The organism is Shewanella sp. SM29 (assembly GCF_025654245.1).
In the GTDB taxonomy this organism is placed as follows: domain Bacteria; phylum Pseudomonadota; class Gammaproteobacteria; order Enterobacterales; family Shewanellaceae; genus Shewanella; species Shewanella oncorhynchi.
Genome location: NZ_JAKKRN010000024.1, coordinates 55566 through 69412, shown reverse-complemented (window position 1 = coordinate 69412; position 13847 = coordinate 55566). Strand labels below are relative to the sequence as shown.

Here is a 13847-nt window from a genome sequence, read left to right as displayed (position 1 = left end):
GCCCAAATCATCGCGTCCATCGGCAATTTACGCCGTCTTAACGTCGCAACGCCCTGAGAGTCTAGGCAAGATTGAATTAACTCAGGTTCTAACACATCTGCTAAGCAGGTGAATTCGGTTAGGCGGGTAATATGAGTACGGGCGAGTGCTTCTGAGAGTTGCATAAAAAAATCCGATGACATGAGGTCATCGGATTTTGATCTTTTCAGCGAGATCGTCAAGCGATCTGTCTTAACTGATCGGCATTACAGCTTACGCTGGCTTTTTACATCAAGTTACCTTAACGGCAATCGATTACACGGCAGTCTGGAAGATCACTTCCGATGCTTTTTGGGTGTAAGACTCGATTTGGTCGAAGTTCAAATAACGGTAAGTGTCAGCCGCAGTTGCGTCTAACTCTTTAGCGTATTCTTGATATTCTTCAGGTGACGGCAGACGACCTAACAGTGCAGCAACCGCAGCCAGTTCAGCAGAGGCTAAGTAAACGTTAGCACCTGTACCTAAACGGTTAGGGAAGTTACGGGTAGAAGTCGATACCACAGTTGAACCTTCAGCTACACGTGCTTGGTTACCCATACACAGTGAACAACCTGGGATCTCGATGCGCGCGCCTACACGACCAAAAATCGCGTAGTAGCCTTCTTCAGTCAGTTGATCTCTATCCATTTTAGTCGGTGGTGCAATCCACAGACGTGTTGGCAGAGTTTTAGCAAACTTGTCTAGCATCTTACCAGTTGCGCGGAAGTGACCGATGTTGGTCATACAAGAACCTACGAACACTTCATCAATCTTAGTTTGCGCAACAGATGACAGTAAAACGGCATCATCAGGATCGTTTGGCGCACACAGGATTGGCTCTTTGATGTCATTTAGGTCGATTTCGATTACTGCAGCGTACTCAGCATCTTTATCGGCGCTCATCAGCTCAGGATTGGCTAACCACTCTTGCATACCTTTGATACGACGTTCAATCGTACGACGATCGCCATAACCTTCAGCAATCATCCACTTGAGCATGATGATGTTTGAGTTCAGGTATTCAATGATAGGTTCTTTGTCTAACTTGATGGTACAACCAGCAGCAGAGCGCTCAGCTGAAGCATCAGACAGTTCGAAAGCTTGTTCAACTTTCAAGGTTTCAAGACCTTCGATTTCCAGTACTCGACCAGAGAAGATGTTTACTTTACCTTTCTTCTCAACAGTCAGCATGCCCAGTTCAATGGCTTTTAATGGGATAGCATGAACCAGATCACGCAGTGTGATACCCGGTTGCATTTTGCCCTTGAAGCGCACTAATACGGATTCAGGCATGTCGAGTGGCATAACGCCAGTCGCAGCAGCAAACGCTACTAAGCCTGAACCCGCTGGGAATGAAATACCGATTGGGAAACGCGTATGTGAGTCACCACCCGTACCAACGGTATCTGGTAGCAGCATACGGTTTAACCACGAGTGGATAACACCGTCACCTGGACGCAGTGATACACCGCCGCGGTTCATGATGAAATCAGGCAGAGTATGATGTGTGTTCACATCCACTGGCTTTGGATAAGCCGCAGTGTGACAGAATGACTGCATAGTCAAATCAGCACTGAAACCTAAACAAGCTAAATCTTTCAGCTCATCACGGGTCATAGGACCTGTCGTGTCTTGTGAACCGACAGACGTCATCTTAGGCTCGCAGTATTGACCAGGACGCACACCCGCTACGCCACAAGCTTTGCCGACCATCTTCTGCGCAAGTGTATAACCTTTGCCAGTATCAGCGACATCTTGAGAACGTACAAAGACGTCAGATAACCCTAAGCCTAATACGTCACGGGCTTTGTCAGTTAAACCACGACCGATGATCAATGGAATACGACCACCAGCACGAACTTCGTCTAACAAGACTTCCGTTTTTAAGCTGAATTCTGAAATTACTTCGTCGCTATCGTGACGCTTAACCACACCGGCGTATGGGTAGATGTCAATCACATCGCCCATTTCCATCTTGTTCACATCAAGCTCGATTGGCAGTGCGCCCGCATCTTCCATAGTGTTGAAGAAAATCGGTGCAATTTTACCGCCAAGGCAGAAACCGCCAGCGCGCTTGTTAGGTACGAATGGAATATCATCGCCCATAAACCACAGTACTGAGTTAGTCGCAGATTTACGTGATGAACCCGTACCCACAACGTCACCCACATATACTAATGGATGACCTTGTGCTTTTAATGCTTCGATTTTTTTCACTGGGCCAACGGCACCAGCAACATCAGGCTCGATACCATCACGGGCGTTTTTCAGCATAGCTAACGCGTGCAATGGGATATCAGGACGTGACCATGCATCTGGTGCAGGTGACAAGTCATCGGTGTTGGTTTCACCAGAGACTTTAAATACTGTCAGAGTGACTTTGTCGGCCAGTTTTGGACGGCTTAAATACCAATCTGCATTCGCCCACGCTTCAACCACTTGCTTTGCAAACTCATTGCCCGCTTCCATCTTCTCAACCACATCGTGGAAAGAATCAAACATCAGCAGAGTGTGAGATAACGCTTTAACGGCTAAAGGTGCTAACGCTGGATTATCCAGCTGCGCGATCAGAGGTTCGATGTTGTAGCCGCCTTGCATTGTGCCTAATAACTCAGTAGCACGCTCAGCAGACAGAATCGGTGATTTCTCAGTGCCTTTGGCAACCGCATCTAAAAAAGCAGCCTTAACGTAAGCGGCTTCATCAACACCTGGGGGAATTCGATTTTCAAGCAGGTCGAGAACGAAAGCCTCTTCACCTGCGGGTGGGTTTTGAACTAACTTAACCAGTTCAGCCACTTGATGTGCATCTAATGGCTTAGGGACTACGCCCTCTGCAGCACGTTCTGCGACGTGTTTACGATATGCTTCTAGCACGGCAACATTCCTCTTTGTTTGGCGCTCTAACAACGAAACTGCACGTCTTCTTAATTGAAGCTGACAGTCCGACATGATCGACCCGTATTTCCGGCCTGCAGTATACTACAGCTTTGCAAAAGTATGAATCAGGTCACACTCGGCAAAAAGCGAAATAAGGACTAAATCCGGCGGCGAATGCCAACTTACGGGAAGATTAAAACAAGTGAAATTAGACAATAGTTTGAAAACAGACAAAAAACCATACACTACAAATAGTTAACAATGTTTCATTAATTTTAAATCGAACAAGCAATTTTCCGTGTCAGAGAGCAAATAGGTATAAATTTTTCTCATCTTGCTGCATTTTGGCTTTTAAGATGCAGTGCGAGAACTTACACTCAGGCTTAATTTACTGCATATCTCAGTTATTTCCTTAGTCCATCGGAGTACCAATGACATCCCTTAGCATTCAAGCCGTTATTTTTGATATGGATGGCGTTTTAATCGATTCAGAACCCCTATGGCAACGAGTCGAGTATGAAGTGTTATCCGCACTCGGCGTGCCAGTGACGGTAGAGACGATTCAACAAACCACGGGCTTACGCATCGATCAATGCGTCGATTATTGGTACCACAAGGCACCTTGGCCACACTATGATAATGCCAAGGTCAGCCAAACGATTGTTGATAAAGTTGCAAATGAAATTCTGGTTAGCGGCGAAGCTATGCTGGGCGTTTACGAAACGATTGACCACTGCCAAGCGCTTGGCCTTAAAATCGGCTTAGCGACTTCATCCCCAAACACCATTATCCAAGCAGTATTAACGAAGTTAGATCTCAGTGAAAAGTTTATGGCGATAGAATCGGCTGAACACCTAATCTATGGCAAACCCCACCCAGAAGTTTATTTGAATTGCGCTAAGGCGTTAGATGTTGATCCCCGTTGTTGTCTTGCCATCGAAGATTCCTTTAACGGCTTAATTGCCGCCAGAGCAGCCAACATGCAAACGGTCGCGATCCCTGCGCCAGAACAAAGAGGCGATGCTAAATGGATTATCGCCCATCATCAGGCCGAGAGTTTGTTGGCATTAGCAACAATTTTGGCGAAATAACGTCACAACACACCGAGTTTCTGCAGGGCGGATAAGCTTAGTCTTTGCCCTACGGATAAATGCCAGAATGGTGTATGCACCAGAAGGAATGCAATGTGAAGTACCTATCCTTAATACTGCCCATGGGTTTAATACTCATGTCCACCTGTTTACCCGCTAGTGCAGGTGAGACCATGCACTGTAAACAACAAGTGATCAATACGGGCGATACTTTAACGACTGTGCAGGATAAATGCGGCTCGTCCAGTGATATTCGAGAATACAGTTTGCCCGCGACTTATCTCAACGCTAACGGAGACAGGGTGATCGATCCCAGCAAGTTGCCAACTGAGTATCAAGAATGGACCTATGACTTTGGACCAACACGCTTAATGCGTCGCCTATATGCCACTGATAATAAAGTCACAAAAAATTGAATCCTTAGGTTATGGACATTAATCGGCAGCATCATAGATTATGGTCATCAATAAAAAAGCCAGACATTGTCTGGCTTTTCTTATTTCAATCTACTGAATGTATTACCAAATTTTCACACGCTCATCTGGTGTTAAATACATTTTATCGCCTTCTTTCATCTCGAAGGCCTTATAAAAGGCTTCCACGTTACGTGGTGTACCCATGGCACGATAATGGCTCGGTGAATGCGGATCTGTCAGCAAACGACGGCTCAGCTCTTCATCACGGTAATTACGGCGCCATACTTGCGACCAACCCACAAAGAAGCGTTGCTCGCCCGTTAAACCATCAAGCACAGGTGCAGGTTTGCCGTTAAGGCTCATCAAATACGAACGTGCCGCTACAGTTAAACCACCTAAGTCGCCGATGTTCTCCCCTAAGGTCAAATCACCGTTAACAAACTTGCCGGGCATTGCCTCATAACCTGAGTATTGGGCAGACAACTGCTTACCGCGTTTTTGGAACTCTTCTCTGTCTTTATCTGACCACCAATCACGCAGGTTGCCATCACCATCGTATTTAGCGCCTTGGTCATCAAAACCATGGCTAATTTCATGGCCGATCACTGCACCTATACCACCGTAGTTAACGGCATCATCGGCATCCATATTAAAGAATGGCGGTTGCAGAATCGCAGCAGGAAAGACGATTTCGTTTTTCACTGGACTGTAATAAGCATTCACCGTTTGTGGTGTCATGCCCCATTCGGTCCGATCAATTGGCTTGCCTAGCTTGTTGATCATATCTTGATATTCAAACTGAGCGTAACGCATGTAGTTACCGACTAACTCGTCAGCCTTGATATCTAAACCTGAGTAATCTTTCCATTTATCTGGATAGCCAATTTTGTAGGTAAATTTAGCCAGTTTTTCTTGGGCGGCGACTTTGGTTTCTGGCGTCATCCACTCAAGTTCATTAATGCTGACTTCAAAACCTTTGATCAAGTTTTTGATCATGGTTTCCATGCGTGCTTTAGCTTCTGGCTTGAAGTATTGCTTAACGTACTCTTCACCCACTAACTCACCAATCACTTGGTCGGCGCCATCAACTGCTTTTTTCCAGCGTGGCTGCTGCTCTTCGATACCCATTAAGGTTTTGCTCTTAAAGGCAAAGTTCAAATCAACAAAGTTTTTACTCAGTAACTCGGCGTAGCTATCCACTAAGTGGAACGCAAGATAATCCTGCCAAGCCGATACAGGGAATGTCTCGAAACTGGCGCCGAGTTTTTCAAAATAAGAGGGCTGACGCACGATCACTTCAGTCACTTTATCGCCTAAGCCCGCACTCGCAGCAAAGGCATTAAAATCGAATTGACCGGTTAACTTTTGCAGTTCAGCACGATCTAACTTGTTGTATGCCTTGTTGGCATCACGGGATTCGACTCGGCTCCACTGACTTTTAGCGATCATCATTTCGATGTCGGCGACGTTTTTAGCCGCGCGTTTAGCATCCTTGTAACCCGCTTCGGTCAGTATGTCTGTCACATACTTGGCCATGGCTTGACGATTAGCGGCAAATTTAGGGTCATCTTTAAGGTAATAATCACGATCCGGTAGCGTGAGGCCTGACTGGCTTAAATACACCGCATACTGGGTTGAGTTTTTAGCGTCATTATTGACGTAAAAACCAAAAGGAATACCAGAACCCGTCGTCAGTAATTTGCCCATAACAGCGGGTAAGTCAGCGTGCGTTTTTGCGCCAGCGATATCGGCCAGCAATGGCTTAAGCGGAGTAACACCTAAGGTTTCAAGCAAATCGGTATTCATAAAGCTAGCATTGAAATCACCGATTTTCTGCTCATTCGAGCCTGCGGCAGGATTCTTTTTAGCGGCCGCTTCGTCGATAATTTTCTTCAATGCATCTTGGCTTTGGTCGTACAACACAGAAAACGCGCCATAATTAGATTTGTCAGCAGGAATAGGCGTATTTGCCAACCATTTTCCATTAACGCTGTAATAGAAATCATCTTGATGGCGAACTGAGGCATCAAAGTTTTGCAATTCAATGCCAGACACCGCGACGGCTTCAGTTTTAGGCTCAGTACTACAAGCCGCTAAACCTAAACTCAAGGCGATACTCAGTGCCAGTGTGCTTATCTTCTTCATTGTTTTCCCCAGCTTCCGTTGAGAGTTATTATTTTTCCCGCAAAACCTTAGCATCTTGACACGCCTCACAGTAGTAAGATTTTGTAAAAGGATATGACACTTTAGCGACACTCTTAGCTATTTCGGCAAGATAACTTCCATAGGGATGACGCTTATGGTTTTTCCATCGACCAAAAAGTAAGGGCACAACCTCAGTCATGCCCTTAAGTTCTTTACACCAATCTCAAACTAGAAGTTTTTACCCACAAATAAATAGAAAGACTTATCGCCAAGATCTGTGATCCCAAAACCAAGTGCCGCGGGTCCCATGGAAGTATCTGTACCGATATAAAGACTCGATGCATAAATCAGATCGGTCAGGGTGACGTCAGTGCGCTCGTCCCAGACATTCCCCGCCTCTAAACTCCAACCTAGGTATAGAGGATAATCTGTCATACCTAGCGCATCACGCCCGAGATCATATTGATAAATAAAGGCCCCAAACACTTTATGTGCGCCCATAATTGAGTCTTTATGGTAACCAGACAGGTTTAAGAATCCTCCCAATTCGGATAAATGCAGCGTATTAACACCATCATTATTGTTGGTAGCAATCGATGCCTTACCAACAAAAGCGTGGTTACCGACACTCAAGGCACCTTTCCAGTCGGCCTCTATTTGCACGCTAAATTGGTTTTGATTATCGTCGATACTGTCATTGAAATCTTCATTACGCACGTAGACGTTTAAGGTTACGCGATTACCTGATGTTGGAAAGCTAATGCTATCTAAGCTATCGTAACCGAACCTAAAGTAAGCACCATAGGAACTAAAATCTAAGTCCTGCGTTAACCAAACATCATTGACTATCGACCCCTTCTCTGCGACTAAGCCTAACTCAATCATCCCTTGTAAGGTGTAGTTATAACCTATGCCTAATTCAATCGTATGGGTTTTCTTGTCGAAGGTTAAGATACGACTGTTATTATCGTATAAGTCCCAATCACGGGTATCGTATTGATAACGGGCACGGCTAAAGAACTGTTGGTCCCTGTCTAAAGGCTGATAGAACTCAGTTGCAAACAACTTTTCAATGCCGAGTTTGACCTCATTACGCCACTCGCCACCATTAAAGGTCAAATCGGTCATGGTATAAGCCATGTCAAAACTGATGGCAGATTCTGAATTAAAGTCATCCTCCCAATTAAAGCCCAGTTGGAAATAATTCGGCCCCCAAGACTTAGCCTTAGTGGTGACTGTGAGTATGCGGCCATCCTCACCTTCTACAAATTCAGCATCGACACGCTCAAATTTATTGAGGGAGTAAATACGCTTTAACGCCTCATTAAGCTCGTCTTTAGATACAGCTTGCCCAGGTTTAATATCCAAGGTTTCCGTCAAGAGATTCAAACTCACCTTAGATTGGTTTTCAAATACGATTTCATTAATGGGATGACGTACATCCGCCATTAATAATTTACCTTTGGCTTTTTTAGCCTCGACGTAGGCAGCATATTCCTCAGGGCTCACGCTCATACTGCTCAACTTATAAAGCTGACCATTAGCGGCTTCTTTTCCAAGGGTTAATGCCAGCGGCATAATAGTGAAATCAGTGGTGCTGAGGGCGTCAATCGCGGGTCGGATCAATACATCTTTATCTGTCAGTAATTGTTTTTGTTTTTCAGTGCTGGCATTGGTCAAAAAATTAGAGAGCTGATCGAGCACTGCGATAGTACTGTCTAATTTATCTTTTTTGACCAGAGGCGAGCCAATATCGACGGCGATAATAATATCGGCTCCCATGGCCTTAACCACATCGACGGGCATGTTATTAGCAATACCACCATCGACCAATAACTTGCCTTCAATTTGTGCGGGCTGAAGTGCACCAGGTACAGTTGCAGACGCTTGCATGGCTTTAACCATACTGCCGTGACTAATCACCACAGGTAAGCTAGTTTCTAAGTCGGTTGCAACCGCTCGGTAGGGAATGGCTAAATCATCAAAATGACCAAATTGCTGTACCAGATCTGTCGACTGACGTAAAAGTTGTGACATAGTCTGTCCACGTAGCAGACCACTTGGCGCCCTCACTTGGCCTTCGTTATAGCCAATGTTTAATGGAATATTGTAACGGTCGCGTAACTGTTTATCCCTGTAACTCAAAATATTGCGCGGTATGGTGTCCGAGTAGCCACTGTCCCAGTTGACCCCCATCATGATAGTTTCCACTTCACTCGCACTGTAACCCAGTGAATACATGCCAGCGACATAGGCGCCTATGCTGGTGCCCGCGATATAATCGACTGGGATGTTATGTTCTTCTAATATTTTAAGCACGCCCACGTGGGCGGCGCCTTTAGCACCACCACCACTGAGTACGACACCAATTTTAAGGCGCTCTGCAGCCAAAGACGGGGTAACACACAAACACAAAATAATAGAAGCGAGTAGTTGGCGCATCATGTGAGGCTACTTTTTATGGGATAAAAATCCGAGTTATATTAACAAACTTATCGATTTAACCGTCAGTCATATTTTATCTGGACCGACTAGTGATAAGTTTGTGTACTCTTTATACAAAAAGATGAAGTTTAATTGAATAAACCGCTAAACAAAATATCCATCACCACTGAAGACGATAACGTTTACATCTCAAGCTCACTGGCTTATATCGTGCAGACGATTACCCATCAGCGATACAAATATTAAGTATTCGCGAGCCAATAATAGACTATGTTTCTAGCTTAATGATCAATAGAGACGATTTTGTTATCTGTCTCTAAATAGCGCTCAAAATCATCAACGCACATAGGTTTAGCAAAATAATACCCTTGAATAATATAACAGCCACGGCTAAAGACTTGCTCTAACTGCTCAACCGTCTCAATCCCTTCAGCAACCACATTTAATTTAAGGTTACGGGCTAATTCAATAATACTACTCACAATCGCCTGATCTGCGGTATTAGTGGCGATATCAATCAAAAAGGAGCGATCAATTTTTAGAGTATTGACCTCAAAATTACGCAAATAAGCCAGTGAAGAATACCCAGTACCAAAGTCATCGATGGCAACCTCGATCCCCAAAGATTTCAATCGAGTCAGATGGTCTTTAGCGACATGCAACTCCTTCATCAATACGCCTTCGGTGATTTCTAATCCTAAAGATGCTGTTGGCATTTGGGTTTCTTGTAAAATTCTTTGGATATCTTCAATAAAATCTGGCTGCCTAAAATGCACCGCCGAAATATTAACCGACAACTTAAAGCCCGAGCCATAGCGGTTAGTCCAATTGGCGCCCTGCACACAGGCTTGTCTTAATACCCAGCGGTCAATATCAACAATTAAACCGCAGGCCTCAGCAACTTTAATGAAAATATCGGGGCGAATAAATCCGTCTTGCGGATGTTTCCAGCGAATTAATGCCTCCATTCCTATGAGCCTATCATTACGCAAAATATCAATTTGCGGCTGGTAATAAAGCTCGAACTCTTGCCGCTCTATAGCTTTGCGTAAATCGGCTTCAAGCCGTAAATGATAGAGGGCTTGAGCATTACGCTCCGAGGAATAATATTGAAAATTGCCTCGCCCTTCTTCTTTGGCATGGTACATAGCAAGATCGGCATTCTTGATAAAAGCCTCAGGCTGCACCGCATCGTCGGGCCAAATACTGATGCCTATACTGGTCGAAATATAAAATTCCCGACCATACAACTTAAAAGGCGCGACAATTTGCTCCAACAGGCGCTCGGCGACATGGTTAATATCGTCAATGCTGTTTGCATTGCGGAGTAAAATCACAAATTCATCGCCACCAAAACGACAGAGTAAATGCTCGCTGGAAATACAAGATTGCAGTCGACTTGATGCTTCGACCAGCAGTGCATCGCCCATGCTATGACCATAGGAATCATTAACATGCTTAAATCTATCGAGATCTAAAAACAGTAGCGCCAGTTTCTCACCTGTTTGCTGCGCAGCTTGAATCGACTGTAATAGACGGCTAGAAAATAAGGAGCGATTTGGCAACCCAGTAAGCACATCGTAATTAGCCAAACGGCGTAAATCGGCTTCAGTACGTTTACGCTCCGTAATATCAGAAAATACCACCACATAGTGGGTTACTTTCCCGTTAATGCTTTGCATCACCGACACGTTTAGCCACACAGGACAAAGTTGCTGATTGGCGCGGATTAACTCCCGCTCTCCGGTCCAAGACTGACTATCACGGAGAAGTTGCTTAATCTCCGATGCTAATCCGTCATTCATCTGTACGAATTGTGCAAATGGTTGCCCGACTAAGTCGTCAGAATCTATACCAATAATTTGTTGCGCAGCGTAATTCGCAACGCGAATACCGCCTTCGACATCTAAAATCAACACACCTTCAGAGGTATTGCCAAACGCTTTCGCCAATAAATTAATTTCATCTTCTAGCTGGCGTTGCACAGTAATATCGCTATAAATACCCGCGACCCGTTCAATTTCATTTGAGTGCTTATTGCGAGCAACTGGCCGCCCTCTAACCCTCAGCCATCCCCAATTACCGTCCTTACGCTGATAGCGATATTCGGCCTCGAATCGGTCAATCTCACCCGCCATCATGTTGTCCCACTGAGCGAGAGCTTTCTCCCTATCCTGCGGATGCACTGGCAAATCCTCTAAGCTCACCACAATCTCATTAGCATGTGTACCAAGCACCGAACCGCGATTATCAAGGTGAAATGCCTGAGTATTTTTATGCCACTCCCAGAGATCTGAGTCACTGCCGCGCAAAGACTGCCTTAACCTGTCCTCACTCTCCGTTAATGCCAGATTCATCTGCTTAAAGGTATTGATCTGTCGTTGTCGATACCAAGCAAGACTTAAAGCAATAATAGAAAATAACAGCAGCAAAATACCTTTAAAACCTTGGGATAACCACCAATGCTGCTCAACATAAAAAGGATAAGAGAACGGCTTATCTGACCATATCCCGTTAACTTGACTCAAAATATCTAGCACATAGCCACCCGCAGCTAATCCTGCGAGGTTGATCTGAGATTCCCCCTGCAACAAGACATAATGGCTATCTTCATCCTGATAACGTAATCGGTATTTAAATTGGATTGGCGAATCATCGAGATAATCTAAGTTAGTGATTTGAAAACTCACCATATTCGCATCGGGTTTGATGGTCATCAGGTTACGCGGCAACAAGGATACTTCTGTCGTGTTGTTATAGTACACAGAGACAGATTCAAGCATCACATGGTCATCGGTTATACGATTGACCAGCCTATTGACATCGAGTCGCATCACACCTTCAGGTGTTCCTAAGTAAAAGCCTGTTTTTGGCGAATAAAAATAAGCGCCCTCGTTCATTTCATCGGAAATCAAACCATCGAGTTGATTAAACATGGCGATATTGCCCGTTTGAATATCCTGACGAATCAAAGAATCAGCACAACCCACAAGATTTGACTTAGGGGTCTTTTGAATAAAAAACACTGAACTACAATTTAATTGCCATTCGGAAGTCAGTGAAACTAACGATTCCGTCTGCTGCTGATATTCAAACAAACCTTTTTCATAGGAACCAAACCAGATAATTCCCGGGGACATTTCTTCAATATGGCTAATCGTTGGTTGTGCCGCAAAAGCATTAAATAAGTGCCGTTGATCATGAAACTCGTTTTGACTGTCTATGTAACCAAAGACTTTTTTACCGCCAACCCAAAGACGACCGTCAGAGCTGCGATAAATAGTGCGGATCACAGGCCGCTTGGGGCCATCAAATTCGTTCGATGACTTATCAATATCAAATGGCTGGGGCTCATAGAGTCCCATTTCCCAAAAATAGAGTCCCGTGGTAGTCGCAATCCAGACGCGTCCTTTCAGTTTGGGATCCCGATAAGTTTTATATATGAGCTTATTTTTAAAGTCATCCTGACCGTGAGTCCATTTAGAAAAACTGCTTCCTTGCAAGGTCTCTTTATCAATAACAAAAAGACCACTGGTTGTTGAGATCAGTAAATAATGGTCCTCAAACTCACTAATATCATAAATACTTTCGTGGGGATTAAACCCCTCAATCGGAATGTTAACCGCTTTTTTACTGCCCTTAGCAACAAAATCTACACTGGAAGAACCGAGCCAAACCCCTTCATCACTGGCATGTACAGACCAGGTCATGGCATCGCTCAGCTGATAGGGTTCATCTGCCGCATAAGTATCAAGAATGAAATCAGGCGGTGACGCTAACAATGCCAATCCATCACCAGAGCCTCCAACCCACATCAAGCCTGCATCATCAAACAACATGGCTTTCAGCGTTTCCATGTTGGCCTCAGCCTTCAACTCTTGCTGATAATTCTCAATCAACCGCGTCTCAGGCGACCATTTTAACAAGCCAATACGACTGGCAAACCACAAATACCCTTTAGCATCTTCAATGATCGCTGTGCTCCAATCGGGTAATTCTGGCACAGGTGTAATTTGATGAGCGATTTGATCTAATTGATAAACACCACGCCCTGTCGCAATCCAGATCCTATGTTGAGTATCCTCCAACATATCGAGAATACTGCCCATAGATTCGGTCCAAGGGTATTGAAATAGCCGTTCGCCCTTGTTGTCGAGGAGCTCTAGTTGCAACTGCCCCGCAACCAACATGTGTCCATTGGGCATAAGCAATAACTTGCGCCAAGGAAGGTCGCGATTAACAGCTAATTGAGTGATAAGGCGAAGTTCTGACTTTGAAGGGGAAAACTCATAGATCTGACCATTATCAATTAATAATCGCCATGTTTTGCTATTCTTGCGGGCTGCCGATATCAGCGCACCACCTGGAAACTGCGGGAATAGATAGGGAGAACCAAACGCGGTAAATTGATTTTGTACTATATCGTAAAGGTAAATCGCGGCATTGGTACTGACCAATAACTTGTCTCGGTCGATGTTCACCACTGTCGTTAAAAAGTCATCCGCAAGCCGTGATTCCGTGCCAATTTTATCAATGCGCCGCACCTTAGAATTACTGACCCGATACAAGCCCTGCTCAGTAGCTGCCCATACAAAACCGTAGTCATCTAAGGCTAAACCTCGGATGCTGGTGACAGCTAAACCGTCTCTATCGGTAAAAACACGCTGCACGAAGCCGCCCGCCCAAGCCGAATGGACGCTAATCAGTGAAAGGATGAAACATGTCAGAATTGTTCTAATTATTTTTGTTTGCATGTGACAACTTACCGCATACCATAGTTGTACTGTAGCAGCTCAATCCCTTCAATTCATCCGCTTGTTTACATAAAAGTTACAAAAAAATACAGGCAATAAAA

7 protein-coding genes are annotated in these 13847 nt (G+C 44.7%); 2 read left to right on the top strand and 5 right to left on the bottom strand.

Going from position 1 to position 13847, the window contains the following annotated elements:
* Both L5L77_RS16000 and acnB read right to left on the bottom strand, forming a co-directional pair.
* A partial coding sequence (locus L5L77_RS16000) for a transposase domain-containing protein (RefSeq protein ID WP_263140309.1) occupies nt 1-182 on the bottom strand: 182 nt, incomplete at its 3' end.
* A 112-nt stretch (nt 183-294) separates the two neighbouring features.
* A complete protein-coding gene (gene acnB / locus L5L77_RS15995) occupies nt 295-2892 on the bottom strand; it encodes a bifunctional aconitate hydratase 2/2-methylisocitrate dehydratase (protein WP_263143543.1) in 2598 nt (865 codons plus the stop codon).
* A gap of 434 nt (nt 2893-3326) precedes the next feature.
* On the opposite strand from acnB, the gene hxpB reads away from it, so the two are divergent.
* Entirely contained in the window at nt 3327-3986 is a 660-nt protein-coding gene (gene hxpB / locus L5L77_RS15990; protein WP_263223101.1) for a hexitol phosphatase HxpB, read from the top strand.
* Nucleotides 3987-4081: 95 nt separating this feature from the next.
* Entirely contained in the window at nt 4082-4402 is a 321-nt protein-coding gene (locus L5L77_RS15985; RefSeq protein WP_263223100.1) for a DUF2845 domain-containing protein, read from the top strand.
* A 102-nt stretch (nt 4403-4504) separates the two neighbouring features.
* Here L5L77_RS15985 and L5L77_RS15980 read toward each other — a convergent pair whose 3' ends face one another.
* From L5L77_RS15980 to L5L77_RS15970, 3 genes are all read right to left on the bottom strand, one after another.
* Entirely contained in the window at nt 4505-6547 is a 2043-nt protein-coding gene (locus tag L5L77_RS15980) for a M13 family metallopeptidase (protein WP_263223098.1), read from the bottom strand.
* A gap of 228 nt (nt 6548-6775) precedes the next feature.
* Nucleotides 6776-8992 (bottom strand): patatin-like phospholipase family protein, encoded by a 2217-nt coding sequence (locus L5L77_RS15975; RefSeq protein ID WP_263142910.1) that lies wholly within the window; start codon nt 8990-8992, stop codon nt 6776-6778.
* 281 nt (nt 8993-9273) lie between these two features.
* Nucleotides 9274-13746: an EAL domain-containing protein gene (locus L5L77_RS15970; RefSeq protein ID WP_263223096.1), complete on the bottom strand. Its 4473-nt coding sequence runs from the start codon at nt 13744-13746 to the stop codon at nt 9274-9276.
* Between the last annotated feature and the right edge of the window lie 101 nt (nt 13747-13847).